The following is a 25,989-nucleotide window of genomic DNA, read 5'->3' on the forward strand; positions in this document are numbered from 1 at the left end:
GCTCATTCCTTATGTTGGCTTATTATGAACAAAAAAACAAGAGTGCAATTAGATCTGCGCTCTTGTTTTTTTGATCTTTATATCCTTATTTAGCTTGAATATAGCCTTCCGCTTTCAGCAGTTCGGCGATCAGTACTGCGCCGCCAGCCGCGCCGCGCAGCGTGTTGTGCGATAAGCCTACGAATTTGAAATCATACAACGAGTCCTCGCGCAATCTGCCCGCCGATACGCCCATACCGTTCTCGATATCGCGATCCAGCTTCGTCTGCGGTCTGTTCTCTTCCTCGAAATACGTAATGAATTGCTTAGGCGCGCTAGGCAATTCAAGCTCTTGCGGGCGGCCCTTGAAGTTCTGCCAACGAGCAAGAATTTCTTCCTTCGAAGGTTTGTTCTCGAACGATACGAATACCGTTGCGAGATGTCCGTCCGTTACCGGTACGCGGATACATTGCGTCGTGATCAATGGAGCGCTTGCTTTCACGATCTGATCGTTCTCGATGCTGCCCCAGATTCGAAGCGGCTCCTGCTCGCTTTTCTCTTCCTCGCCGCCAATATACGGGATAACATTGTCGAGCATATCCGGCCAGTCGGTGAAGTTTTTGCCTGCTCCGGAGATCGCCTGGTATGTCGATGCTACGACTGTCGTCGGTTTGAAGTCCTGCAGCGCATGAAGCGCCGGCACATAGCTTTGGATGGAGCAGTTCGGCTTCACGGCGATGAATCCGGTCGAAGTTCCAAGGCGTTTGCGTTGTGCTGCGATAATGTCCATATGGCTTGGGTTAATTTCCGGAATGATCATCGGAACGTCCGCTGTCCAGCGATGCGCCGAGTTGTTGGAGATTACCGGCGTTCCTGTCTTCGCGTAGGCCTCTTCCAACGCTTTAATTTCATCTTTCTTCATATCAACCGCGCAGAAGATAAAGTCTACGTCAGCCGCAACCTCTTCCACTTTGGAAGCGTCTTGAACAACGATTTGTTTCACTTCTTCAGGGATTGGGGTAGCTAGCTTCCATCTACCTTGTACGGATTGTTCATATGTTTTGCCGGCCGAGCTCGCGCTGGCAGCGATTGCTGTTACTTTGAACCATGGGTGACCGTCGAGCAATTGAACGAAGCGTTGGCCAACCATGCCTGTTCCTCCGACGATAGCAACTTTGAGTAATTGTGACATTTGCTCTTCAAATCCTTTCGCATGAAATATGAATGGGCAACCTATACTATGTTACTTGCAAGCTATCCTTTCCATAAAGGCAACAAAAAAATCCCACCCCCAAGACTGATGTCTTAGGGACGAGATTATTATACTCGCGGTACCACCCCAGATTCGCCAATATGTCGCCATATTAGCCTCTTCGAGTACGACATTGCCAAGCAATGCTTATACTCTAGCTCTGTAACAGGAGCTCCTGGCACATGATCCCCGTTGTTCACGGTTCCCATGCGCTGCTCTGAGTCTTTGTTCAATAAAGTACGCTTTGCTCCTTTTCAGCGGACGGAGCTCTCTGTGAAAGTATCCCTTTATTTACTCGTCTCTTCATAGCATTTCATATGCGATTATATTATCAAATTACTTTTCAAAGGTAAACATTTTTTTTGAAAATAAATTAATTAATTTCTTCAGCTCTAAAAGCCTTCCATGCTTGATGGTCAGCTTCAACCCTTTTCCATAATAAGTTTCGTTCGATGCTGTCGTAGTGAACGAGCTTTTCTCCGAACACGTCTGCTATTACGCTAAGCCATTGCGACTCATTAACCAATTCGGTTTTTGACACCCCGTTTCGGTCTCGCTTGCTCCAGATGCAGCCGCGAAGCTCATTGCTTTCCTCCGCATCGCGTTGTCTTATTAGAAATATATTCAACCATGGAGATTCTGGTGAACGGCTGTAATGCTCATGCTTCGGATAGAACTCATCCAGCCCAGTCAGCACTTCAGCATCAATATCTACGCCGACAAAAGAAGCGTTCGGATCATGCTCGAGCCTCCAGCCTGGCGTCACGACCGATGATTCCGTCACCTTATAACGCAATGGGCCTTGCTCGTATGAACCGTATTGCAGGGGCAGCGGGTGATACGGCATATCCCCGAGTCCTACATCCACGATCCACTTCTCAGGCTTCGATTGCTCGTCATTGAAATCGACGCTGAGTCCCAAGTGGAACGAGTTCACTCGCGGTTCTAAGCCCAAAGGCTGAACGCCGGCACGATGCAGGTTAACCTGATATCCCAAAGAATGAAGAAGTGCGCTAAACGCCCCGTTTAAATGAAAGCAATAACCGCTCCTACCGCTTAGAATCAGCTGTACGGATGGCTCAAATCCGATCATAGCAGGTTTTCTTGTAAAAATATCTATGGTTTGCCAAGTAAGTGTTCGAACATGCGCCTCATGAAGAGCGACCAAGTAAGCTTTTGTTGGCGGCTGATGTTCCGCGATTCCAATTCGCTGCAGATAAGCCATTATTTCTTCTTGCGTCAGCGTATACAAATGAGATCAGCCTCCACTCTTGCAACTATCCTTCTTCCACATCCGCTGTCAGTTCACTTGCCACATCCATCATCACAGGTATAACGGCATCATTGCTGCCTGAGACATAAATATCTCCGCCATAATGACGGAATGGGATTAATGCATCTCCGTAGCTCCACATGAAGAAATCCCCTTCAATCGTCATCGTCGTCTCGCCATGAGCGATGAACACGGGCGAATAGGTGAAATCAGGCTTCGTCGCAAAATATCGTTTGCATTCCTCTAACGATATCGCTTGCTCCTCCGCACTTCTATGTTGTTGATATTCTCTTGTCAATCGATAACGCTTGCTCATCCTATGTCCTCCAGTTCAATAATCGATTAGCCGATTGCATAAAATTCATTTTACAGCGATATACGAAGGGGTGCAACATGCGACTTAAGCCTCCTGATACCATGAAGCTTGTGCATGGAACATCGCGGCATAGACGCCATTGGCGGCCATCAGCGACTCGTGATCCCCTTCTTCAACAATTTCTCCACCTTTAAGAACGACGATCCGATCAGCATAACGGGCCCAGCCTAGACGATGCGAGACGAACAGAACCGTTTTGCCTGCTGCAAGCGCTTGGAAGGAGCGATACAGCTCGGTCTCATGCACCGGGTCAATCGCAGAGGTCGGTTCATCAAGGACGAGCAGTCCCGCATTTCGAATGGCCGCCCTGGCAATCGCCAGCCGCTGCCATTGTCCGCCGCTTAACTCACGGCCGCCGGCGGACAACAACCCAATCGAGGTTTCTAACCCGCCTTCAAATTGCTCCACATCGGCTAGACCTCCAGCCTCCAAGGCATGATTTATCGCTGAGTCATCGTGTAGAAACGCTGTTGCACCGAAGCCAACATTATCACGCAAAGTCGATTCATACCGAACAAATTCCTGGAAGACCGCTGATGAGGATCTCCGTAGCATCGAGTAGTCTAACCGCTTATAATCAATGCCATCCCAGGTTACAGAACCCGATGTAGGGTGATATAAGCCGAGAAGCAGCTTCACAAGCGTAGATTTGCCTGCCCCGTTCTCTCCGACCAGTGCAACCGTCTCGCCCGGATTGAGCCTCAGATTGATGTCTCGCAACACATTTAGGTTACTGTTCAAATATTGAAAATTAACGTTGTTAAATATAATCCTGCCTAGCTTTAGTTGCTCGTTAGCGAGCGGTCCGGTATCTTGTGAATCCGACTTCTGTTTCATGGATAAGTAGTCGGCCAGATCATTCACTTTGTCGCTTTGAATAACGATTTTGCCGATTGGAAAAGCCATTCTTCCGGATATGCCGTATGCTTGCCGGATAGCTAGAAAAACAATAACGAACGTACCGGCCGTAAAGTCCCCCGACTTTAACTGAGACAACATCCATGTAACCGTTCCGATTAACCCTAATATCTGCACGGTTGATACGAGCATACCGCGTTTAATTTCTCTCCTGCGCGCTCCCATTCGCAGGGAGAGTGAGTCGCGCATCATGCCGCTCCATTTGTCAGTCAAATACTCAAGTGAACCGAAGATTCTCATTTCTCGAACGGTTTCCGGCTTAGTGAGCTCCTCCTTCAGATAGTCAGACTGTCTACCAGACCTGGTTAAGTCACGATTCTGCTTACGGACAACAAGGTCTGACTCCAGCCGAATCACGAACGAGATCATAAATACAACAACAAGTAAGAAACCGATTACGGGATGGGCGAGCCACGCTACGAGCATGAGTCCGATGAGTTCGAATAACAACCGAAGAAAAGCGATCACATTTTGCAACACTCCGAATAAATCCGTTCCCGCCACGCTCTTCGCTCTTTGCAGCAGATCATAATATTCGGTTTGCTCCATCATTTCTAGCGGTACGCTTACGGCTTTATGATGGACCTCTGCTTGAATCTTCATCGTTGCTTGATCACGAAATTTGGCATCTATGATGTTATGGAGGGCAGATAAACTTACCCGAATGAGTGACACAGTTGTAAAAATAGCTAGAGGCGCCCAAACGAGTCCTATCCACTCGTTCATCTGACGCCCCACCGGATCGGCAGCACTCTCATGGACAAACAGGTCAACAAGCTCACGCTGCGCTGCTAATCCCGGAACGACAAGCATACCAAGCACGATGGGAATAGTCAGCCATGCCAGCGATAGGAGAGGCATATGACGCCATACGAGATAAAATAATGGAATGATGTTTTTTATTTTCATTTGTTTCATCCGGTATACCACTTCGCCTGTAATTGATACATATGGCTATATAGGCCGTCCCTCTCCATTAATTGTTTATGCGTTCCTTGCTCCACGAGCTGCCCCTCTTTCATAACGAGGATGAAATCAACCATCTTATCAGCTCCCAGCCGGTGCGTGACGAGCAAAGCTGAACGCCCCTCCGACGCACGCAAGAAAAGCTCGAAGGCGTCCTTCTCTGCTTTAGGATCTAGAGCTGCCGTTGGCTCATCGAACAATACAAATTCAGCGTCATTAAGGATAGCACGAGCCGTCGCAATCTTCTGCCATTCCCCGCCGGAGGGCTCGATGCCCTCGAATGGAACGCCAAGCTGTAGGCTCAAATCCTCGAACCGGCTTCCCGCTTCATGCAAGGATTGATGCAAACGCTTATCATTCATGAGTTCCGATATTTGACCTAATGCAACATTTTCACGGAGCGTCAACATCAAGCGGGTGAAATCTTGGAAGACGACGGATACATTTCCTTCGGCCGATGTTGGCACAATTCGGTCAGCCTTTAAACGGCTCCACACGATTTCCCCTGCCGTTGGAGAATAGAGTCCTAACAGCAATTTGACCAATGTCGATTTGCCTGATCCATTCTCACCAACTAATGCGACGCGGCTATTCGGCGGAATTGCAAAAGAAATACCGCGAATGGCATCGCGATTATTGCCGGGATAACCGAAATGGAGATTACTCACTTGCAGATGCAAGCCTCCAAACGGCTTCCCTTCCTCTACTTTTTCTTCAACTGCTGCCGATACCTCTCTATCTGATCGTTTAGGTTGTACTTCATCAAGGTTTAAATAAGCTTGGAAGTCCTCCCACTTCATATAATGTGTCCGCATCGCGACACCTTGTCTAATTAAGCTTGGCAATTGCGATAATAATGTCGTCAGCGCCAAGAATAGGAAAGCAAAATGTCCCGCGGACAGCAATTTCGCTCCAGGCATTAATACGACTAAAGCTAACAGCAGCCCGGTAAGCAATGCCATTAGCAGCTCAGGTCCAACTTTCCGACCTTCAGTTGAACGAACAGCATCCAACGTATGCTTAGAAGTCTGCCCCATCAGTGCCGTCCATCTATCGCTTAAGAGATCCCCTAAGTCGAACAACCGTATTTCCTTCGCCGCATTGCGAATCGTCATCAGATCGGAATAATGGCGCAATAATCTGCGATCGGAGCTTTGCATTCGCGTCATTTGCTCGATCCTGCCAACTGATATACCGGATACATATACAAGTAAGATTGCGGAAGCAATAACTGCAATGACCGGAAGCCATTGGCCGAATCGGATGATAACTATTATGAGCACCAGTAATTGCATAGACAGTTGAAGCAACTCTGTCCCTGTATGGTAAATCTCGTATACAGAAACCCGAAGCGCACGTTCTCGCATATCCTTCACCTTGGCAGATTCAATAGTCGCTAATGGAAGACTTGACGTTTTGCGCATGATAAGACGCTGTTCCTCAAGTGTTCCCACCTCATTTAGGCGGGTCATGGCAAGTGGAATCGGCGCTCCTAGCGCAACACTGTTAACAAACATCAGTAAGCCAAGCCACCCAGATGCCCATAGAATGGGACTTATTGGCGCTGAAGCTGACCATGCCTGAATTCGATCGATTATCGTTTTGACAAGCAGAAGCTCAAGCGGCATAATCGGCACCGAGATCAGGAGTGCTGCCGCTAAGATGAGTACAGATCTCTTCTCGATTTGATATAACATAATTGCTGCATTACGAAAACATTTCCAATAATGAATGACCATTCACCGCCTATACCTCTTTACTCAAACCGCATCGTTAAAGATAACGGAATTTCCATAAAAAGTATAGACTTATAAATTCCCTCAGGTTATACTACTATTATAAGAAGCAGCGGACGGCATGCTTTATTTGAACCCACACAGAAATAAACAGTGACACCTCGTGGTGTCTTTTTTATTTACCGCAAGTTTTTCACCTCGCTAGAATAAACAAATCAAATGATAGACAAAGAAAAAAACAGGCTAACCATTCGTATTGGTTAGCCTGTTTTTGATTTTCTTTTTCACGAAAATTAGGTTCTGGTTTTACCTGATCTATACCACAGACCAACGGGAATGAGCAATAGCGAGAGAACGCTGCCGGATATCGCAAGAGCAGCGTAGCTTGCCCCTGCTACAACCATGCCGGATAATGCGCCTCCCGAAGCACCGGCGATAGCAATAAATACGTCAAGAGCGCCTTGCGTCTTGGCTCTGTTATCGATTGTCGTTGCATCGACGACCAAGGCCGTTCCGCTAATAAGTCCGAAGTTCCAACCAAGTCCAAGCAACGTCAATGCTGCGATCAGTAGTGTCATAGAATCTGCTGGAGCAATAGCAGCAATAAAGCCGGCAAGCAATAAAGTAACTCCTGCCGCAAAAGCCATTGGAATTCGACCGAGCTTATCCACAAGTATACCGGTAAAGAGAGACGGCAAATACATGGCGCCAATATGGATGCCGATAACGAGTCCTACCGCACCAAGGCCGTGTCCATGATGCTGCATATGGATTGGCGTCATGGTCATGATCGCAATCATGACAACCTGGGTTAATACCATCACAGTCGCGCCTACAACGATTCCTCTGCGGCCATCAGCGAGCGACTGGCGCGCGGCAGACGGATGGCTGTCGGAGTTTGCCTTCTGCGACTCCGAGATGGCTTTGGCGATCCGCAGTGGATCAGGACGAAGAAGCGCGAAAAGAACCAAGCCCGCGACGATGAAAGCGGCAGCCGATAAAATGAAAGGTCCGGCAAGCACGGGAATGCCTCTTGCCTCCGCGAAATCGCCCATGACCGGCACTAGATTCGGTCCCGCAACCGCTCCGAACGTCGTCGCTACCATCGCAACGCTAATTGCTTTGGCACGTTGCGAAGGCTTCGCCAAATCCGTTCCCGCGTATCTCGCCTGCAGATTCGTTGCGGTACCCGCGCCATAAATGACAAAAGCGAGGAACAATAGAATAAGACTGTCTGCCACGGCAGCGTAGACAATGCCCGCAGCGCCGATGCCGCCGGTCAGAAATCCGGCGGCCAGTCCGATCCGGCGCCCGCTGCGCTGGGACAATCTTCCAATGAGATAAGCGCCGGCGGCCGAACCAAGCGTGAGAAGCGCCACAGGCACGCCTCCATAGCTGTCCGTCCCGAGCATATCCTTGGCGAGCAACGCTCCGACAGTAACCCCGGCCGCAAGTCCTGCTCCTCCGAATAGCTGAGCCAGCACGACAATGATCAACGTTCGCTTGTATATCTGCTGTTGCTTTTCGGGAGATACCGTATAAGAATGATAACGTTCAGTTGAATGATGAATGGGTAAGCCCTCCTCTGCACGATACAATGATTCTTTGATTATATCGTCATAGGCAGTATTAGGAAATGCACTTCCCCATATTCACCGTTCATTCCGTACAAACCGAACTAAACGTCCATTTTCAAATCCCCTTCGTTATCGATGTATACTTTGAACTTGACGTCGGCTTTCAAGTTAGGCAAGTAGTTGGCCCGCCACATTCGGAGTTCGTCGCGTTGCAACCTATTGCGGAAGAGCTGGCCGATTCCGAGTATATCCGCTTGCTCCTCCTTCATTTTCGTCAAAACGTGATTAAGTCTATCAGTCAGCAGCGCTTGAAGATTCTGCTTGATCTTGTCTTGCGTCGGATGACCCTTCGTTTCCAGCAATGCGACTCTAAGTTTGATTTGGCAATTCAGCACTGGTTTGCCATCGACGATCGAGCTATGGTGCGTAATCCGATTATTCACAATCTGTACGGTGGCGTTGTCCATCACCTCGATCTTGCCCTTTACGTCCAAGCCGCTGAATAGATTGGCAATCAACGTTTCATTCGGCGTAAGACGGCCTACCATTTTACCGTTCCGTATTATGGCGCTGCCTTTGGTCTCTATGATCGTGCCCTTCCCCGATTTAATGATCGGTATGGCTTCATCGTGCGTATAAGAGTGAATGCTGCGAAACAGCTCCCAGATTCTCGACGTCGCAACTTGCGGGCTCCACCCTGCGTTCACTTTAAAGAAATCATCAAGCAGCGTTCCGTTATTCATGCTGTATTGTTTTATATTCTCGAAAAACTGATCGATCGGTTCGTCGCATATGACCGCCATCGTTTTGGGTGAAATCTCATTCGAGCGAATAAATGCCGTAACCGCATCGTTCAAGCCGCTAGTCGCATAAGCCTTATCGAACAGGATCACTTTCAGATGCAGCAGATCCATCTGCGTTTCCATGTTCGATCCGATTCGGTCTACTATCTCGTTGATCGTGGCGCCAGTACCTTTGACAAGACGAAACTCGGTCCCCTGCGATTGGAGCGGCTCAGGAATTTGCAGAACGATATGGTATTGCCCGTCCAACTTCGAAACGCCCATCACGATCGGGAGCGAACGATGATTAATATCTTTGTTATCCCAGCAACCGGTCAGCGTTAGCAATAGAGTCGATATTCCGAGTAGACGCAAAACTCGCTTACGGCCTATTCTCATGTCTTAACCCCAACCTTCTTCGAATGGCGAATGCCAAGAAAAAGCATGAGCACAGGAATGAACAGCATCGCGTACACGCGAAGGATCGTATTCATCCAGAATAATCGGTCGACTGCGTGCCAATCCGGAATAAGCGCGCTGAGTGAATAAACGAGAATTGCCAGAGGGATCAGCATCGTAGCCTGCTTTACTGGTATCGCAACGCGTATAATGAGTGCTGTCTTCCACAGCAGCATCGCGTGGAACAACATAACGAACGAGATTAAACAGATTAAAAAAAACATCGATGTCCGATCGAACATTAGCCAATTGATTTCGATCGTCTCAGCCGTCTCGAGAAACGGAAAACTGAATAATACCGCCGTGTTTCGACCGAAAGTCAGAACCGGGATATAGACTGAAATGAGAAACATAGGAAGAAGAATAAAGTAAGCGCGGAGCATCTTCGAAGGTTTGTAGGTTACGTATGGCTGGATGAAGCCAAGATATAGAAATCCCCCTCCGAATGCGAGGAAGCTCTTCGCAAACGCAGGCGTGAACAGGAAAGAGAAGTTGATGACCTCTTTGTCCAGTAAGGGGAACAAGTACTGCCAATCCACATTTTGAAAAGCACTTGCAAGAACGAACAGAACGAGCGGGGTGCCCAAAATGATAAGCAAAATGGAAGTGCGAAATATCGCCTCCACGCCGAGAAATGCAATATAGGACGAAATGGCGACAAGCAAAAGCAATATGGCCCAGATTGGCGTACTTGTAAGGAAGATCAGCCTTATGACATCGGCGTAGGCTCGGAACGTGACTATACTCACGCTCACTAAATACACGGCAAGCGGAAGCAGCAGGATGGTCGCTAACAGCTTTCCGAGTTGCTGCAAAATCTGTATCACATTTAGGTTTTCGAAGTAACTGATTCCTTTCATATATACCCCAATAATGGCGAAGTAGAATAGGAAACCGGCCATGATCAGAATCCAATGGCTGCTCTCTGCGCCTTCGATTATTTGGCTAGGATAGAAAAAGAAGATCAGCCCCATATGGCCAATTAAGAACAGCGATGTGACTTGCGTTGTTTTAGCCATTGGCATCTCCTCTTGTCTTCATAATATGCACATAAGGGATTCCGAACGAATTAAGGCTTGCCATATAGGCGCAAATGGCGACCAGACCTGCCACAAGGCCATACAATCCGAAGCCAGCCGATAGGATAAGGATCAAATATTTGAACAGACGAATAGAATAGGAGTTATGGAAGCCCACGACGGTTGAACTCGATATCGTCGTTGCCGCCAGCACGATAATGAGTAGATTGCTGACCAGCTTGGCGCTGACGACAGCCTGACCGAGTATAATACCGCCAACCATCGTGAGTGTCGGACCGATGCTCTTAGGCAGACGAATGCTCGCTTCGAAGATCAGCTCCAAGATGAGCAGCAGCAGCAAGGTCTCCACCAATGAGGGATATGGAACGTCCAGCCTGCTTCTTGCTATCGTAAGCGCGATCTCGATACGGAGCATGTCCGGATTCACGGACACGAGGGAGACGTATAAGCCGGGTATAATGATATTCGTCAAGACGCCCAGAATACGAAGCATACGCGTCAGGTAAGTGAAGACGGTCAGAAAATTTCGGTCGTTCTCTACCGCGAACATATCGGTCAGAAGACTCGGCAAAATCAAAGCGAAAGGAAACCGGTCCAGCAGCAGCACGACCTTCCCTTTCTGCAGCGCTCTCTCGACCTCCTGAGGTAATTCCGTCGAATTAAATTTCGTAACGGTTGACCATTTGCTAAAGCCGAGCATACCGCTCAATTGCTGCAAGTTTTGCACGTTCATGCTAATATTCGATTCAATTTTCTCAACGACGGAATTCAATAGTTTGGGAATGACTTGATTTTGCTTATAAATAACAACAATCTGCTTCTGCCGGTCGGGGCCGACGCCATAGGACTGCGTTCGCAGATCCTCGGATGCAACGTGTCTCCGAATCAGGCCGATATTTGTTCCGATATCTTCTACGAATGCGCTTATCGATCCCCGGAGTACGTTCTCCGTAATAGGCGCTTCGATTGAACGGGACAATATTTTGGAATAAGGATGGTAGTCTACGAATACCTCCTCCGATTCGAACCAAATAACAAGCTGCCCACGCAACAATAGCGAGACGATCGAATCCTCGCTCGGATCTTCAATCATTTGGCCGATACTTTCAAATAATCGGTATTCGCTTTTATCGGGAACGAACCTTGCTGCTTGCGCATGGAGCTCATTCATCGATTCGGCAACGCTCATGAACGATTGGTAGCCAAGCAATACGACCTGTTCGTTGGACAGCAAGATTTTGTATCGGAAAAAATCGGAGTCTTGACCTAATCGCTTTATGATCTTATCTATTAATTTCAACTAAAATCCCCTCAACATTTTCTTGTTATGTTTTCCCTTTTTTCCCCAACTATGCATGCATGGCATAACGAATCAACTCGCCAACCTAATAAGACAAAAAAAACAGCCCATCCCCTGAAGGATGAGCTGTTATCATAAAAATATTAAACGTTCAACGAATAGTTGTTGCGAGCAATCACTGTCGCTTCTACCATGTTGCGCAGAGCTGCAACCGTTTCTTCCGTGCCGCGTGTCTTAAGGCCGCAGTCCGGGTTAATCCAGAACAGCTTCGGATCAAGCACGCGAAGCGCGCGATCGATCATGCTCGTCATCTCTTCCACTTGCGGAACGCGCGGGCTATGAATATCGTATACGCCAAGTCCAATTCCAAGCTTATACGTATTCAGCTCGAAGCTATGAATTAGCTCGCCATGACTGCGGGACGTCTCGATCGATATAACGTCGGCGTCCATGGCTTCGATCGAATCGATCATGTCGTGGAATTCGCAATAGCACATATGCGTGTGGATTTGCGTCGTATCTTGAACCGTGCAAGTCGTCATACGGAAAGCTTTGACCGCCCATGCAAGATAAGCAGCTTGCTCTTCTTTCTTAAGCGGCAACCCTTCACGAACGGCTGGCTCGTCAACTTGTATCATGCCGATTCCAGCTGCTTCAAGCGCCTCTACCTCTTGTCTTAACGCATAAGCCAATTGGTAAGCAATTTGCTCGCGAGCGATATCGTCACGAACGAACGACCAGTTCATAATCGTAATCGGACCGGTTAACATCCCTTTCACGGGACGACCCGTCTTCGACTGCGCATATTTCGTTTCTTCGACGGTCATCGCTTCCTCGAAAGCTACGTCCCCGAATATAACCGGCGGCTTCACGCAGCGTGAACCGTATGATTGCACCCAGCCGTATTGCGTGAACGCGAAGCCTGCAAGCTTCTCGCCGAAGAATTCAACCATATCTGTACGCTCGAATTCACCATGTACGAGCACATCAAGTCCGATCTCTTCCTGCAGCTTGATCCAAATATCGATCTGGTCGCGGATGAAGCCCTCGTATTGCTCGTTATTCCATTCGCCCTTGCGCCACGATTGACGGGCTTTGCGCACTTCGGCAGATTGCGGGAAACTGCCGATCGTCGTAGTCGGGAAGATCGGAAGCTGCCATTTACTATGCTGTGCAGCATGCCGCTCATCAAATGCCGAGCTGCGTTTCGGCTGTTGCGTGCTAAGTGCAGCCACCGCTTGCTGAACGTCGCCGCGGTTGCGCGTGCTGGACATGCTCAGCGCTTGCAGAGCTTTCTCGCATTGCTCAAGCTCTTTAGCGATTGTTGCTTTGCCAGATCCGACAGCCTTCGTTAAGAGGACAAGCTCGTCCAGCTTCTCGTCGGCGAAGGCAAGCGCGCCTTTCAGCTCGGGAAGCAGCTTTGACTCGTTAGCTGTCGTAACCGGTACATGCAACAAGCTGCATGACGATTGTACGATTAAGCGATCAGCCGACACGATGTCTGTCAATTGCTCCAGCACGGACAGCTTCTCTTGGAGCGATGCTTTCCAGATGCTGCGGCCGTCAATAATGCCTGCTCCAAGAACTTTGTCAGCCGGGAATCCAGCAGCTTTGATCGACGCCAAATTCGCGGACCCTCCATGTACGAAATCAAGCCCGATGCCTTGAACCGGAAGCTTAACGATAGCCTCGTAGCTCTCAACCGATTCGAAATACGTTTGCAACAAAATGTTAAGACCCGGTACAGCAACAGCGAACGTCTCGTAGATCGTACGTAGGCGTCCATAGTCTGCATCACTTAATTTCGTTACGACGATTGGCTCGTCGATCTGCACCCATTGCACGCCTTCGCTTGCCAGCTCTTGCAATACTTGAACATATAGAGGAATCAAGCGCTCCAGCCATGCATCCGTTTCCGATGCTTGATACCCCTTCGACAGCTTTAGGAAAGTAAGCGGACCTACGATTACAGGCTTGCCTTCGATACCGAGTTTTTCTTTTGCTTCGCGATAAGCGATTAGCGGTTTGTTCTCAGTCACTGTCGGCGAAGCGCCGTCCAATTCAGGAACGATATAATGATAGTTCGTATTGAACCATTTTGTCATTTCGCTTGCTGCTGCATCCTTTGTTCCACGGGCGATGCCGTAGTACAATGACAGAGGCACAGCGCCTCCTGTATAAGAGAACCGCTTCGGTACAATTCCGAACATCGTCGCCGTATCGAGGATATGGTCATAATAGCTGAAATCATTAACCGGGATAATGTCGATCCCTTTCTCTAGTTGCTTGCGCAAATGAGTCAAGCGGATATCCTGAAGCTTCTGCTGAAACTCCGATTCCTCCAGCTTGCCTGCCCAGAACGCCTCTAAAGCTTTCTTCCATTCACGGTCTGCACCAATTCGCGGATAACCAAGTACACTGCTCTTTGCCATCTTGCAACACTCCTATGCCATTTGTTAAACAAAAGATATCATGGATAGAGAGTTATAGTGTAACTGTATAATACTATATCTAGATATAGCTTTTAGCTATATCTGATCGTCATTGGCCTGTTGCACGCTGTAATGCCTCTATATAGGCAGTTCCAAGCTTCGATAACGCAACATTTTTATGAGAAATCCAGCCCACATTAATCGTTTCCTCGCAATCAAGCGGTACCGGAATGATCTCGTTGCCGTTCAGATCGGCGCTCAGAACTCCCGTCGAAATCGTATATCCGTTCAGTCCGATCAAAAGATTAAATAACGTCGCGCGATCATTGACCCGGATGCTTTTGTTATGGGACAACGTGCTTAGAATCTCCTCGGCAAAATGAAATGAATTGTACTCGCCTTGGTCGAACGACAAATACGGGTATTGCTGCAGCTGATCGATGGTTACAATTGATTGGCCTGCCAATGGATTGTTGATGCTGATGAAAATATGCGGCTTCGCCGTGAACAAGCTGTGGAACTGAAGATTCGCGCTGCTGAGCAGCTTGTTAATGACTTTCCCGTTGAACTCGTTCAGGTACAGGATACCGATCTCGCTCCGCAAGCTTCGAACGTCCTCTATGATTTCATACGTCTTCGTCTCCCGAAGCGCCAGCTCGTATTCCTCATGTCCGTATTCTTGAACGAGGCTAACGAAGGCGTTAACGGCGAATGCATAATGCTGGGTAGACACAGAGAAATGCTGCGGAGAGGGCTTCGCATTCATGTATCTTCCCTCCAGCAGTTCCATCTGCTCGACGACCTGCCTTGCATAGCTTAGAAATTCGACCCCTTCCTTCGAAAGTGAAATTCCTTTGTTGGAACGATCGAATATGGCAATCCCCATCTCTTCTTCCAGGTCCTTAATCGCATTGGACAAGCTGGGCTGGGAGATGAACAGCCTTTTGGCGGCCTCGTTAATAGAGCCGCGGTTAGCGACCTCAATTACGTATTTCAGTTGCTGCAGCGTCATTCCCTTACTCCTATCATTTAACGTATTAAGTGGATTGTATGGGGCAAGCCAGCGTAAGTCAACCTATTGAACGGTTCTTTGTTATTGCTTGTTCTGCTCCAACCGTTTTATTTCCTCCTCAATCCTAACCGTTTCGATTCGTTCGAACAATAGCTCCAAACCTTCGATCTGGCGGTTAGCAGGAACGAAGGTCAACTGCCATTCGGGTTGGCCGAGCCCGAGAAATTTTCTGATTTTGTCACATGAGAATGGAATGAAAGGCTGTAAAAATTGAGCTAGGTTAGCTATCATCTGAACGCATGCATGCAGCGTATGAGCACAAGCTTCGCGGTTTTCATGCCATTGCTTCCAAGGCTTACATTCATCAAAAAATTTGTTTGATAACCGCACATATTGAAAAATGAGCTCTAACGCTTCCTTAAGCTGTCCGGCTTCGATCAATGCACCTGTTTTTTCATATAACGTATTCAGCTCATTCGTTTGGATAAGAGTTAATCCCCCCTCAGGAACTCGGCCGTCAAACGACTTTACTATAAAAGCTAGATTGCGATTGACGAAATTACCGAATGCGCCAAGCAACTCCCCGTTATGGCTATGAATGAACTCTCTCCACGAAAAGTCTGTATCCCTCTTCTCCGGACCATTCGCGATAAGAAAATACCGGATTGAATCAGGATGATAACGGCTTAATAGATCCGGCAGCCATACCGCCCAATTATTGCTCGTCGAGAACTTTTTTCCCTCTAGGGTCATATATTCGCTAGAAAGAATACGGTCAGGCAGATGAAGACCGCCGAGTCCCAGGAGCAGAGCAGGCCATATCACGGTATGGAATGGAATATTGTCCTTCCCGTGTACATAATAAGCCGTTATTTGCGCATGATCCTTCGTCCAGAACGTTTCCCAATTACCGCCCGTATTCGCAGCCCATTGCTTACTAGCAGACAAGTATCCGCTGACGGCTTCAATCCATACGTATATCTTTTTACCTTCAAATCCTTCAACCGGTACGTCGACGCCCCATGACAGATCACGCGTTACGGCCCGGTCCTGCAATCCTTCAGTCAAATATCTGGCAGTCATTTGCACGGCATTATCCTTCCAGCCCTTCGCTTGTTCCGCATATTGCTCCAGTTCCTTCTGAAATCGAGATATTTCAATGTAAAAATGCTCGGTAGACTTCACGGTCGGCGGATTGCCGCATAACTTGCACTTTCTTTCTATCAGATTAGATGGGTCAAGCAGCGATGAACAATAATCACATTGATCGCCGCGTGCTTGATTTCCGCATTTCGGGCATATTCCTTCCACATAGCGATCGGGCAAGAATCGTTTATCTGTCTCGCAATACGTTTGCTGGACGGTCTTCTTGTATAAATAACCTTGATCCAACAGTTTCAAGAAGATCTCCTGAACGATGCGATGGTGATTAGCATCATCCGTTCTTGTATATAAGTCGTACGTGAAACCAAGCTGCCGAAAACACTCAACGAACTCGTTGTGATAGCGATCAGCTATTTCTCCCGGCGCGACATTCGCTTGAATCGCTTGCACTTCAACAGGTGTTCCATGGCAATCGCTGCCCGATACATACAATACTTGCTCTCCTTTGGCTCTGCTGTACCTAGCGATGACATCGCCTGGAATCAAGCTTGCTGCTCTTCCCAAGTGCAACGAACCATTCGCATAAGGCCAAGCTCCTCCGATAAATACTGCTGACATCGTTTAACTCCTCCTTTTGTTTGAACGCAAAAATGCTCCCATCCCTTAAGGGACGAGAGCAGTGCTCACGTGTTACCACCCAGTTTCATTAATGCCTTGCGACACTAACCTTGTCAGGTACGCCGCCATTGACGGTTATACCCTAGCACGTTAACGGGTGCGGGTTCCGGCGCAGCCTACTACCGGTTAAGGGTTCGATGCGCAGCTCAGAGACCATATTCTCAAGGATATTCTTTGCCCCTTCTCAGCTGCCGGGGTTCTCTGTACAAAGACGTTGCCTCGATACTCTTTCTCTTCATCGCTTTTGTTCTGAATATTCAAGTTATTATGAATAGTACTGGATATAATTTCCTAAGTCAAGATCATTTTTCCATTACTTGTCTTATTTCTGAATAAAATGATAGTGCAGATCCCCTTCAGCAAACAACATATGATCACCGATCATGACGATCTCCCCGCTTGCTGCTTCGTCCAACGCCGTACTCACGCTTTCCTTCGTTTCCGGACGATAGCGGGTTATGCGCGCTGTCCGATCCTCGTCATGATATCGACTCCAAATAAGTTCCTTGTCTTCTGGCGTAGACAATATTTTATAATACTCCTGGTCAGTTCCACTCATCAAAAAATAACGGCTTTTCGACCGATCGACGAACAATAAGCCTTCAGATGCATCCGTGACGAGCTCCGGCTGTTCCAGATCCTCAAGTCGAAGCGCCTCGGTCAGCCTGATCGCTTTCCCGCTTGTTACATCGATCCATTCATAGGTCGACCGCTGTTTTACAGGAATGACTGAACCTTCATCCGAGAACTCAAGCTCATATCGTTGTAAAATACCCGAATCTCCGCTTAACCATCCTCGCCACTCGACATGTGACGTCTTATCGTTTGTGGCAGTCGATGTTTCCCAAACGATGCTTCCGCTCCGATCAAGCAATTGTACCCCTTGCGGAGCAATAATGTAGTTTTCTTCGCCACCCAGCACGTTGTCGCTGCTCTGATCTCTCGTATACTCGTAAACGGCCAATCGGCTGTCCGCACTCCATTGGAAGGCTGAGTAACGATCATAACCTTCATAACCGTTCGAGAATCGTTTGATTAGCTCGCCTTCCTCATTATACAGATGATAGACAAGCCCCTCTCCTTGTTCTCTATAAGCCTCATACCAGATTCTGTCTCCGCTAGGGGATGGAGTAAGCATGAAGAATGGAAAAGGGTTCGGTAAGAGATTGTCCGAAAGCTTGCTTTCTCCAGTTCGCACATCGATAATCCACAGACGACCATCACCAAAAACATTCAGATAGAGCTTCCCATCGACCGCGTTAAGCCAACTTTTCCCAAGATGATCTTCTTCTATGCCATTCGGAACATTCTCTGCCACGGTCGTAAGCGTTAACGTCTTCAAATCCAGACTGACGACATCATATCGAATGCTGCCAATTGCTTCACCTACACTTGGCTGGATCAGAATCAAGCGTGCTGGATCAAGAAATCCATGAATGCGACTCGTGGAGCTCACCGAATAGCCATCCTTCAATTGAATATCAGCAAAAGGAATGAGGCTGTACCGGCCTTCCTCGGGATAAACAGCTAGCAGATCAAGCTGATACCTCGTCCATTCGGAATCAGACGAAAGACGTTGAACGATATGAATGACAGGCATTTCGTTATCGTTTGATATGATCGTTTGTGCGACGAATGCATTCTCTTCGTTTAGAACATATTTTATGCCGTCATTTTGTTTAATGACATTAACTGTTAACGCATTTAAATCATCTGTTATTAAATCCTGTTCCAATTGTGTTAGAGGCGGAGCCGAGCTGTCTTCAGCATAGCGATTACCCTCGGCAGCTACGGGGCGTTCAGTCGGCGTTTCTGTCATCTTTGCGTCGTTATTCCTATTATTATCGCAACCAATAAGCAGCAGCAGCAGAAACACGATAACGAGGCTAATCCTCACACACATTCCTCCGCTTCGATCCACTTCCTTGGACCAATCAAACGAAATGGCGGATGACCCGCTGCATCGATTGCGTCCCGGATTCTCTGAATCGTGAAGTCGCTGATCGGTTTCGGAAGATTGTCTATAGCGAAATACCCGCTGTCCGTGATCTCGGGTGAGGCGGGCACAGGCTGTTGTTCGCCGCCATATGCACAAAGGAATACAAAATGATGCATGTCGTGATTAGGCTCATAATAGATGCCGGTTAATCGTCCAGCTTCGACGGAAAGTCCCGTCTCTTCACTGACTTCCCGCATTGCGGTTTGCTGCGCGGACTCGTTCTTTTCGGCCAAACCTCCCGGAAGATCCCAGTTCAACTTGCCGTAGCTATGCTTTACTAATAAGACTCTTTCGTCTGAATCCAATATGACCGCTGCAGCTCCGATTAATTTATTCGACACCTATAAGCAACCCCCATCTTATATTGGTATTTATCCAATATATGGACGTTAGTTGATGCAAATAAGTTTCACAGCCGTTACTCTACTCGTTTGGCTATTACATGAGAGGCAGGCAGGACACCTGCTTTGGCTGTACCGATCAATCGGTTGCTGCCATCCATCTCTACGCGGAACTTCAAGTTCAGCTTCATCGGCTTCGTGACACGCTGAGTCCAGCTAAGACGATTGCCGTTTAGAACAGGATCGACGAACGAGACAGATTCATCGCCTTGTTTCGCTGTTCCGATGATTCCTCCGTCACGGGTTCCTATATGAAACGTTACCGCCAGCTTGCCAACCGGCGTCGCAATCGTTGCTTCCCATACTCCATCGAACAAAGTACCGTCCGTAGAAGCGGCAGCCGGCAGCGGCAGGTCTTCGATTGGAACTTCATCGTCGCCTTGACTATTGCCGACGACTGGATCAAGTCCTTTATTTTCCCATACCGTTCCTCGTCTCTCGAACTCGAACAACATTTCGATGGCATGCGCAATACGAGGCCCTAACTGACGCTCCACTATGTACAACGAAATGTCTAGGCCTGAAGTGACGCCGCCGCCAGACACCAGATTGCCGTCCACAACGATTCTGGCATTCACTGGTATTGCGCCAGTCGCACCCAGCGCGTCCATGCCGTACCTATTCGTTACGGCATAGCGACCTTCCAACATCCCGCTCATTGCGAGCACTAAGGATCCTCCGCATACGGTGACGATCATTACGTCACTGCGGTTCATTGCTTCCTTCACGAGGTTCGTTAACTCCGTATTCGCCGCTCGCGCTAGAATAGCCGGGACGGATTGTTCCCCTTCTCCAGCCATATTGCCTGATGCCCCAGGTATGACAATAATACCCGCCCTTGAAGGATCAAGCGTTCCGCTAGCTTGAATCGGCAGCCCATGCATGCCGCTCTTGACGAGCCGCGGCCCTTCGGCTGTCACTAGCTCAACGCTGCAAGCACCTCCTGCATACATCTCTGCTGCACAGAAAACCTCGTAAGGCCCGATCGCGTCCATCAAATCGAAACCGTCGAATAATACGATTTGTACATGCATGCTGCTCAATGTGCTCTCCCCCTTTTACCATATCGGATGACGACCTCTGCAACTAGGAGATTGGCTGCAATCGCTCCGTATACTCCCGCTGTGTAACTTGTTTCATATTGCATTCCGAAGCCGTCGTTTAATAGCTTAGATATTAAATGAACGAACAGATTGGTGAAGCAGAACGCATAGCTTCGAATCATAAAGCTGCGATGTTGATCCATCCTCTTGCGCCTAATATGAACGATTGCCATTACCGTAATAGTCAACCATATGATGCTCGTTAAATTGAATCCGATGCTGCTAAGCTTGCCTCCCGTAGAGTAAGGAGCCATATATCCAGCGGTTAAGCTTACACCCGCAACAAAGAACACAAAGGCATAGCCGTTTCTTTTGTGATATTTGCGGTGTCTGTTGTACATGAAGGACGAGAAGTTAATCGCTCCGCTGATCATGGCAAGACAACTAAACCACACATGGATATGCAATACAGTTAGCCATACCGATGGATTGGGCTGCTTCAGTTGATCGACCTTATGCGATAGAAATTCACCGGCATCCGGATTCAATACTAAATTTACGATTGCAACATAGAACACGTATATGAGACAAACAATCACAAACACCTTGTACCCTTGCTTTTTCAAACCATGTGATTCCCCTTTCTGCAGATTAGAGACCGAACCGTACGGTCTCTTTTTTAATAATCATACTACGAATACCACTCCAACTCACGCACAAAATGTTACAATATAATGAGCCTGTTCAATTTTTCTTCGAAAGGACACCTATTATGCGCAAAAGCGATAAAACAAAACTGCATATTATTATGAAATCGGCAGAGTTGTTTAACGATAAAGGTTATGCCGGATCGACTATTCAAGACATTATGGATGCAACCGGCCTCACGAAAGGCGGCATCTACCGCAACTTCGCTAATAAGGATGAGATCGCGCTAGAGGCGTTCGCCTATGCGGGACAAGTGCTGTGGGGGCATTTTGCAGCAGCTATCGAAGGCGCGACAACGGTGATCGATAAGGTCACAGCGATGTGCGACGTATATAGCGATACGGTCAATAATCCGCCAATCAAGGGCGGTTGTCCGTTTCTTAATACGGCTGTCGAGAGCGACCATTCCTTCCCCATTCTTCGGGACAAGGCTACCCAGGCATTCGATCAGATGATGTCGTTCATACAAGGATTGCTGCAGCAAGGCATTGATAATGGCGAATTCCGCAGCGATTTGCAAACCGAGTCGATGGCTTCCTTCATATTCACGGCTATCGAAGGCGGAATCATGGCAAGCAGACTAACGCGCGACAATAAACATGTTGCTTTTGCCAAAGACAATATTCGAACGCTGCTTCACAGCTACCAAGAAGTCGAAGCATCGGTACTTGTCATACCGGATGATGAGGAATAATGACAAAGACGGCTGCCATCGCGGCGGCCGTCTTTCCTTTATACACCTATTCATTAAACTTTAACGCCTTGAAAATGAGTTTCCACGCCTCTGTTGATTATGCCATTATTCCCGATCGCCCTTGCAAATACTTGGACACTGTCGCGGGCTTCCAGTTTCACAAGTCCTGACGCATCGATCAGATTCTCCCCTTGGATGAAATGTTCGCGGTCGGATATTCTAGCAAGTCCATTCACGCGAATTTCCAAGGTCATCTCGATATCTATCATCGTGATGACGGAGAGTGCTACGCTTGCCACTAGCGAATAAATGCCAGCTTGCTTCGGACGGAACGTCGATGTCGCAGGGTTGTACTCGTTGTTCAGATCGACTTCCTCGACTTGGTATTGCACTTGCGTGAAAGGACCCATGTTCAACAGCTGATCCGCACCTGAAACCGCGATAAAGGCAGATTTTCGTCCCCTAAACTTTTTGCCGCCGCACCCTTTGCGAATAACCTGCCTGCTCGTCGTCTTCTTGACGACGATTGTTTTGCAGGCGGGCTTTGACTTCACTAATCCTTTGAAAGTCATGCCTACTCCTCCTTGAAAGCTTAATAGATCTGGCTTTCTATATCATATGGAGATCGGCATTTCATAGAGACGGCAACAGCCCAAAACTTCGTAATATTAATAGATTCATAGACTCTGACCACGGGGATCCTAACTTACCTGCTCATTTGCTTCTTCAGTAGCTCCTTATTATAAAGCAGATTCGAATCATTCGGCGAGTAGGATAATGCGATTTCATTGTGCTCGTAAGCGAGCGCCAATTGCCCGAGCTTGCCATAGCAATAGACGAGCTGAAGATGCGGAAGCCAAGTCCATGCCGCGAGATTCATACTATATAACCTGCTTTCCGGCTTCTCTAACTTTAGAGCTATTTGATACCAGTGAACAGCCTTTTCATAAAGTCCGTTTTCTTGATAAAAATAACCGATGCGGCATACGTAATCCGCGCGCGGCTGATCGTACTTGAAAGACGCTTGCAACGCCTCTAATTCTTGTTCCTTTAGACCAAGCTCATGATAGCAATGTGCCATTCTACCGCAGCATTCCAGCTTTATTGCATTGTGCCCTGTAGAATCCCTGAGGATAGAATCATAGCTTGCGATTGCCTGCTCATAACGGTGATTAGCCATAAGCTCCATCGCATATTGCAATGTTTGCCTGCTATTGAGCTTAGTGCCCTTCGCAAGCATGTCTTCATAAATAAGCAAGTTTCGATCACTATTCGAATGATCCCGCCCATGACAGACTGCGATATCTGATAATAAAACATTCCCTTGGACTGCTAGCTGCTCATGCACGGGATCATGCCATTTGAATTGTCTAGACGTCTTTACAAGCCGATGTCGCTTAACAACCGTTGTCGGCTGTCCAAGCGGATCGAAATCCAGCCAATAATCCATCATTACGGCATCGACCGCTGAATCCATCTCTTCCTTAAGCGACATAAGCTTGATTCGTTCCCTCTCATCCAACCAGTCGTCCGCATCAAGCCATAATATATAATCTTTCGTTGCATAACGAAACGATTCATTGCGAGCCGCGGAGAAATCATTAATCCAATCAAAATGATAAATACGCTTCGTATACCGTGCCGCTATTGCTAGCGTGCCGTCTGTGGAGCCCGTATCCACGATGATGATCTCATCGACCGCATTGGCAACCGTGCTTAGGCATCTGCCTAACTTCTGCTCCTCGTTACGAACAATCATGCATAAGCTTATCGTAATCAAAACGGTATCTCCTCCAATCGCGTACTCTTCATTCATGTTATGGAGCTGATACCTGTTATGTCTGTACGTCTGCTTCGGGAAGTTGGGATTTTAATATAAAACATGAATAATTTCCTTCTTACAAGGCATGATGATATAATGAGTTTATTCATACTAGATGGGTCGGCTATAAGCCTGAACATCGGATGAATAACAAAATGAAGCCAATCGAGGAGGAAATGAGTAACGATGTCTAAACTCAATATCGGTATTATTCTAGGCAGTACACGTCAAGGACGAGTCAGTCCTCAAGTAGGCGAATGGGTGAAGAGCATTGCCGACAAACGCGGCGACGCGAACTATGAGATTGTTGATATTGCTGAGTACAAGCTCCCTCTCTTGGGCGAAGAAGACGCTACAGAGCAAGCGACAGCTTGGAATACGAAGCTAGCCAGCCTTGACGGCTTCGTCTTCATCGTTCAGGAATACAACCATAGTATTACAGGAGCGCTCAAGAATGCTCTAGATTACGCGCGCGATGCGTGGAACAATAAAGCTGCCGGCATTGTGAGCTATGGTTCTGTTGGCGGAGCTCGCGCTGCTGAGCATTTGAGAGGCATTCTTGGCGAGCTTTCCGTAGCGGACGTTCGCGTTCATCCGGCGCTTTCCCTCTTCACCGACTTCGAGAACGGCTCGGTATTCAAGCCTGCCGATCTGCATTTAACGAACGTCAACGGCATGCTCGATCAAGTGCTTGCATGGAGCGGCGCTCTCAAAACGATTCGTCAATAAGCCAGGCCAGAAGCCTTTCTACTGCTAACGGCAATCAATATCAAAAAAACATCGCCTAATACATAGGCGATGTTTTTTTTGCGTTTTTCATAGGAACACCCAAGCTAGTCTATCATTTTTCCATATCATATAGCATTGCTAGAATTAGCAACTATCATATGGGAGGAATGATTATGATCAACAAGCAAGCATTGCGCAAAAAAATGCTGACGAGCGGGCTGAAGAAAAAATGTGGGCCAAAAAGGTACACAAAGCGCCCCGTACTGTGCAAAAGGAAAGGATCTGCCTTCTCGGCGATCGCAACCGATGCGCAACCCATCAGCAGCACAGGTTTAGTTCAAGTGTTATTTGATCGAGAGTTATTCGACCTTGCTAACGAATACAATCCGGCAACCTCCATTTTCACTCCGAAGCGTAGCGGCGTTTACGTCTTCTTCGCAAGCATGAATTATCGGCCTTCAACGGATGATGCTGGTGTCGTATCGCTAGCTATCATCGCAGGAAGCCGAGACATTCAATTCGACTCGGAACCCATTGATCCAATAAACGGCAATCAATTGGACGTAGCTGGCATCGCGAAGCTTAGAGCTGGCGAACGCGTTGCCGTACTTGCGGTTGTTAGCGCGGGAAGCGGCGTCATCGAACCATTCGGCACACGCTTCGAAGGCTCTAGAACGCAGTAATCGGCTTCAGCTTGCTCTCGATCTCTTCGCGTCTTCCTTCCAGGAACGGAGGCAACGATAACGGCTCGTGCAATACGTCGGTTTCATCGCTTACTTCGTAGCCAGGACCTTCGTCCGTAGCAAGCTCGAATACGATGCCGTTTGGATCCCAGAAGTAGAACGAAGTAAAGAAATGACGATCAAGAATACCTGTGTTTTTCAAACCTTCAGCCGTTATGCGAGATGCCCATCCAGCCAGCTCTTCCTTATTCGATACTCGGATCGCAACATGATGCACGCTTCCTCGTCCAGGTCTTGCCTTGTCTTCGAGCGCTGATTCCTTCACGTGGATCTCCGTGCTAAGACCGCCTGTTCCTGTCTCGAAAATCGTTACATCATGAGCCCCATCCCCCATCGCTTTTGCGCTGCGGGTTTTTTTGTATCCTAATAACCGCTCCAGCACATCAATCGTCTTAGCGCTGTCGCTAACGGTCAATACGGCCGGGCCAAGGCCAAGAAGGGCATATTGAGCAGGAATATCTTCAACCTGCCATGCAGCGTTTGGCGGGTAAAGCTTATCTCCTTGGACGGAGACGAGATGGACGGTAAGATCGTCAGGATCAGAGAACGTCAAAGAAGCTCGTCCATCCTCATGAACGATCTCGCCAACTGACACTTGGCTGCTTTCGAGACGAGCTTTCCAGAAGGACAGCGCTTCATCGCTTGCTACCGCTAGCGAGATAGAGGATATGCTGTTCGTCCCCTTGCGTGCATGCCCGGCATTTGGCAGCTCGAAGAAAGTAACCCCCGTCCCCGGCGATCCGAGCTTATCCCCGTAGAATAGATGATACATACCCACATTGTCCTGATTGACCGTCTTTTTCACAAATCGCAAGCCCATTACTTTCGTATAGAACGCCACGTTCGTTGAAGCGTCTTTCGTAAACATGGATACATGATGTTGTCCAATAATCGGTTTCATGCTTATCTTCCTTTCTATTCCTTATAGTTCCTATTATACAGAAAGAACCCGTGAAGCATATTGTT

General features: G+C 48.0%; 22 protein-coding genes and 2 other annotated features. Of the genes, 3 read left to right on the forward strand and 19 right to left on the reverse strand.

Annotated features, from left to right (window positions below):
• Positions 1–85 precede the first annotated feature (85 nt).
• The 16 genes from asd to V8F51_RS15605 form a co-directional block, all read right to left on the reverse strand.
• Positions 86–1,171 (reverse strand): aspartate-semialdehyde dehydrogenase, encoded by a 1,086-nt coding sequence (gene asd, locus V8F51_RS15530; RefSeq protein WP_337101194.1) that lies wholly within the window; start codon positions 1,169–1,171, stop codon positions 86–88.
• Positions 1,172–1,283: 112 nt separating this feature from the next.
• Positions 1,284–1,547 (reverse strand) — a binding site (T-box leader).
• A gap of 57 nt (positions 1,548–1,604) precedes the next feature.
• A complete protein-coding gene (locus tag V8F51_RS15535; protein WP_337101195.1) occupies positions 1,605–2,483 on the reverse strand; it encodes an arylamine N-acetyltransferase family protein in 879 nt (292 codons plus the stop codon).
• 25 nt (positions 2,484–2,508) lie between these two features.
• Entirely contained in the window at positions 2,509–2,820 is a 312-nt protein-coding gene (locus V8F51_RS15540; protein ID WP_337101196.1) for a hypothetical protein, read from the reverse strand.
• 84 nt (positions 2,821–2,904) lie between these two features.
• Complete coding sequence (locus V8F51_RS15545; protein WP_337101197.1) at positions 2,905–4,716, reverse strand: ABC transporter ATP-binding protein; 1,812 nt, start codon at positions 4,714–4,716, stop codon at positions 2,905–2,907.
• The gene (locus tag V8F51_RS15550) at positions 4,713–6,461 is read right to left on the reverse strand and encodes an ABC transporter ATP-binding protein (protein WP_337101198.1); all 1,749 of its coding nucleotides are present in this window, start codon (positions 6,459–6,461) and stop codon (positions 4,713–4,715) included. Before V8F51_RS15550 ends, V8F51_RS15545 begins: the two co-directional genes overlap by 4 nt.
• 332 nt (positions 6,462–6,793) lie before the next feature.
• Positions 6,794–8,071, reverse strand: a complete 1,278-nt coding sequence (locus tag V8F51_RS15555; protein WP_337101287.1) for an MFS transporter — start codon at positions 8,069–8,071, stop codon at positions 6,794–6,796.
• 107 nt (positions 8,072–8,178) lie between these two features.
• On the reverse strand, positions 8,179–9,258 hold the full coding sequence (locus V8F51_RS15560) for a Ger(x)C family spore germination protein (protein ID WP_337101199.1): 1,080 nt from the start codon (positions 9,256–9,258) through the stop codon (positions 8,179–8,181).
• Positions 9,255–10,337 carry a GerAB/ArcD/ProY family transporter gene (locus V8F51_RS15565; RefSeq protein ID WP_337101200.1) on the reverse strand — a complete coding sequence of 361 codons (1,083 nt, stop codon included), beginning with the start codon at positions 10,335–10,337 and terminating at the stop codon, positions 9,255–9,257. Before V8F51_RS15565 ends, V8F51_RS15560 begins: the two co-directional genes overlap by 4 nt.
• Positions 10,330–11,658 carry a spore germination protein gene (locus V8F51_RS15570; RefSeq protein WP_337101201.1) on the reverse strand — a complete coding sequence of 443 codons (1,329 nt, stop codon included), beginning with the start codon at positions 11,656–11,658 and terminating at the stop codon, positions 10,330–10,332. The genes V8F51_RS15565 and V8F51_RS15570 overlap by 8 nt, the downstream gene beginning before the upstream one ends.
• Positions 11,659–11,801: 143 nt before the next feature.
• The gene (gene metE / locus V8F51_RS15575) at positions 11,802–14,090 is read right to left on the reverse strand and encodes a 5-methyltetrahydropteroyltriglutamate--homocysteine S-methyltransferase (RefSeq protein WP_337101202.1); all 2,289 of its coding nucleotides are present in this window, start codon (positions 14,088–14,090) and stop codon (positions 11,802–11,804) included.
• A gap of 109 nt (positions 14,091–14,199) precedes the next feature.
• Positions 14,200–15,102 carry a LysR family transcriptional regulator gene (locus V8F51_RS15580; protein WP_337101203.1) on the reverse strand — a complete coding sequence of 301 codons (903 nt, stop codon included), beginning with the start codon at positions 15,100–15,102 and terminating at the stop codon, positions 14,200–14,202.
• An 81-nt stretch (positions 15,103–15,183) separates the two neighbouring features.
• Entirely contained in the window at positions 15,184–16,824 is a 1,641-nt protein-coding gene (gene metG / locus V8F51_RS15585; protein ID WP_337101204.1) for a methionine--tRNA ligase, read from the reverse strand.
• A 45-nt stretch (positions 16,825–16,869) separates the two neighbouring features.
• Positions 16,870–17,132, reverse strand: a binding site (T-box leader).
• 74 nt (positions 17,133–17,206) lie between these two features.
• Positions 17,207–18,781: a TolB family protein gene (locus V8F51_RS15590; protein ID WP_337101205.1), complete on the reverse strand. Its 1,575-nt coding sequence runs from the start codon at positions 18,779–18,781 to the stop codon at positions 17,207–17,209.
• Complete coding sequence (locus V8F51_RS15595) at positions 18,778–19,224, reverse strand: NUDIX hydrolase (protein WP_337101206.1); 447 nt, start codon at positions 19,222–19,224, stop codon at positions 18,778–18,780. Before V8F51_RS15595 ends, V8F51_RS15590 begins: the two co-directional genes overlap by 4 nt.
• A gap of 77 nt (positions 19,225–19,301) precedes the next feature.
• Entirely contained in the window at positions 19,302–20,318 is a 1,017-nt protein-coding gene (locus V8F51_RS15600) for a DJ-1/PfpI family protein (protein ID WP_337101288.1), read from the reverse strand.
• Between the two features lie 5 nt (positions 20,319–20,323).
• Positions 20,324–20,953, reverse strand: a complete 630-nt coding sequence (locus V8F51_RS15605) for a DUF2306 domain-containing protein (protein WP_337101207.1) — start codon at positions 20,951–20,953, stop codon at positions 20,324–20,326.
• Positions 20,954–21,099: 146 nt separating this feature from the next.
• Here V8F51_RS15605 and V8F51_RS15610 point away from each other — a divergent pair, with 146 nt between their 5' ends.
• The gene (locus V8F51_RS15610) at positions 21,100–21,729 is read left to right on the forward strand and encodes a TetR/AcrR family transcriptional regulator (RefSeq protein ID WP_337101208.1); all 630 of its coding nucleotides are present in this window, start codon (positions 21,100–21,102) and stop codon (positions 21,727–21,729) included.
• A gap of 53 nt (positions 21,730–21,782) precedes the next feature.
• On the opposite strand, the gene V8F51_RS15615 is transcribed toward V8F51_RS15610, so the two are convergent.
• Together V8F51_RS15615 and V8F51_RS15620 are read right to left on the reverse strand one after the other, a co-directional pair.
• The gene (locus V8F51_RS15615; protein WP_337101209.1) at positions 21,783–22,301 is read right to left on the reverse strand and encodes a hypothetical protein; all 519 of its coding nucleotides are present in this window, start codon (positions 22,299–22,301) and stop codon (positions 21,783–21,785) included.
• 134 nt (positions 22,302–22,435) lie between these two features.
• Positions 22,436–23,545, reverse strand: a complete 1,110-nt coding sequence (locus V8F51_RS15620) for a glycosyltransferase (RefSeq protein ID WP_337101210.1) — start codon at positions 23,543–23,545, stop codon at positions 22,436–22,438.
• Positions 23,546–23,737: 192 nt separating this feature from the next.
• On the opposite strand from V8F51_RS15620, the gene V8F51_RS15625 reads away from it, so the two are divergent.
• Positions 23,738–24,280, forward strand: a complete 543-nt coding sequence (locus tag V8F51_RS15625) for an NADPH-dependent FMN reductase (RefSeq protein ID WP_337101211.1) — start codon at positions 23,738–23,740, stop codon at positions 24,278–24,280.
• A 173-nt stretch (positions 24,281–24,453) separates the two neighbouring features.
• Positions 24,454–24,963: a C1q-like domain-containing protein gene (locus V8F51_RS15630; RefSeq protein WP_337101212.1), complete on the forward strand. Its 510-nt coding sequence runs from the start codon at positions 24,454–24,456 to the stop codon at positions 24,961–24,963.
• Here the strand turns inward: V8F51_RS15630 and V8F51_RS15635 are convergent.
• Positions 24,950–25,924: a VOC family protein gene (locus V8F51_RS15635; protein ID WP_337101213.1), complete on the reverse strand. Its 975-nt coding sequence runs from the start codon at positions 25,922–25,924 to the stop codon at positions 24,950–24,952. The two genes, V8F51_RS15630 and V8F51_RS15635, sit on opposite strands and share 14 nt — an antisense overlap.
• Between the last annotated feature and the right edge of the window lie 65 nt (positions 25,925–25,989).

Origin of the sequence: Paenibacillus sp. YIM B09110, assembly GCF_037167145.1 — a bacterium.
Lineage (GTDB): Bacteria > Bacillota > Bacilli > Paenibacillales > Paenibacillaceae > Pristimantibacillus.

What these genes read in the sequence shown, in the direction of transcription:
- V8F51_RS15630 (WP_337101212.1), top strand. Translation starts at nt 24,454, where the DNA reads ATGATCAACAAGCAAGCATTGCGCAAAAAAATGCTGACGAGCGGGCTG.
- asd (WP_337101194.1), bottom strand. Translation starts at nt 1,171, where the DNA reads ATGTCACAATTACTCAAAGTTGCTATCGTCGGAGGAACAGGCATGGTT.
- V8F51_RS15600 (WP_337101288.1), bottom strand. Translation starts at nt 20,318, where the DNA reads ATGCATGTACAAATCGTATTATTCGACGGTTTCGATTTGATGGACGCG.
- metE (WP_337101202.1), bottom strand. Translation starts at nt 14,090, where the DNA reads ATGGCAAAGAGCAGTGTACTTGGTTATCCGCGAATTGGTGCAGACCGT.
- V8F51_RS15615 (WP_337101209.1), bottom strand. Translation starts at nt 22,301, where the DNA reads ATGACTTTCAAAGGATTAGTGAAGTCAAAGCCCGCCTGCAAAACAATC.
- V8F51_RS15610 (WP_337101208.1), top strand. Translation starts at nt 21,100, where the DNA reads ATGCGCAAAAGCGATAAAACAAAACTGCATATTATTATGAAATCGGCA.
- V8F51_RS15635 (WP_337101213.1), bottom strand. Translation starts at nt 25,924, where the DNA reads ATGAAACCGATTATTGGACAACATCATGTATCCATGTTTACGAAAGAC.
- V8F51_RS15620 (WP_337101210.1), bottom strand. Translation starts at nt 23,545, where the DNA reads ATGAATGAAGAGTACGCGATTGGAGGAGATACCGTTTTGATTACGATA.
- V8F51_RS15560 (WP_337101199.1), bottom strand. Translation starts at nt 9,258, where the DNA reads ATGAGAATAGGCCGTAAGCGAGTTTTGCGTCTACTCGGAATATCGACT.
- V8F51_RS15580 (WP_337101203.1), bottom strand. Translation starts at nt 15,102, where the DNA reads ATGACGCTGCAGCAACTGAAATACGTAATTGAGGTCGCTAACCGCGGC.
- V8F51_RS15540 (WP_337101196.1), bottom strand. Translation starts at nt 2,820, where the DNA reads ATGAGCAAGCGTTATCGATTGACAAGAGAATATCAACAACATAGAAGT.
- V8F51_RS15550 (WP_337101198.1), bottom strand. Translation starts at nt 6,461, where the DNA reads ATGTTATATCAAATCGAGAAGAGATCTGTACTCATCTTAGCGGCAGCA.
- V8F51_RS15545 (WP_337101197.1), bottom strand. Translation starts at nt 4,716, where the DNA reads ATGAAACAAATGAAAATAAAAAACATCATTCCATTATTTTATCTCGTA.
- metG (WP_337101204.1), bottom strand. Translation starts at nt 16,824, where the DNA reads ATGTCAGCAGTATTTATCGGAGGAGCTTGGCCTTATGCGAATGGTTCG.
- V8F51_RS15565 (WP_337101200.1), bottom strand. Translation starts at nt 10,337, where the DNA reads ATGGCTAAAACAACGCAAGTCACATCGCTGTTCTTAATTGGCCATATG.
- V8F51_RS15625 (WP_337101211.1), top strand. Translation starts at nt 23,738, where the DNA reads ATGTCTAAACTCAATATCGGTATTATTCTAGGCAGTACACGTCAAGGA.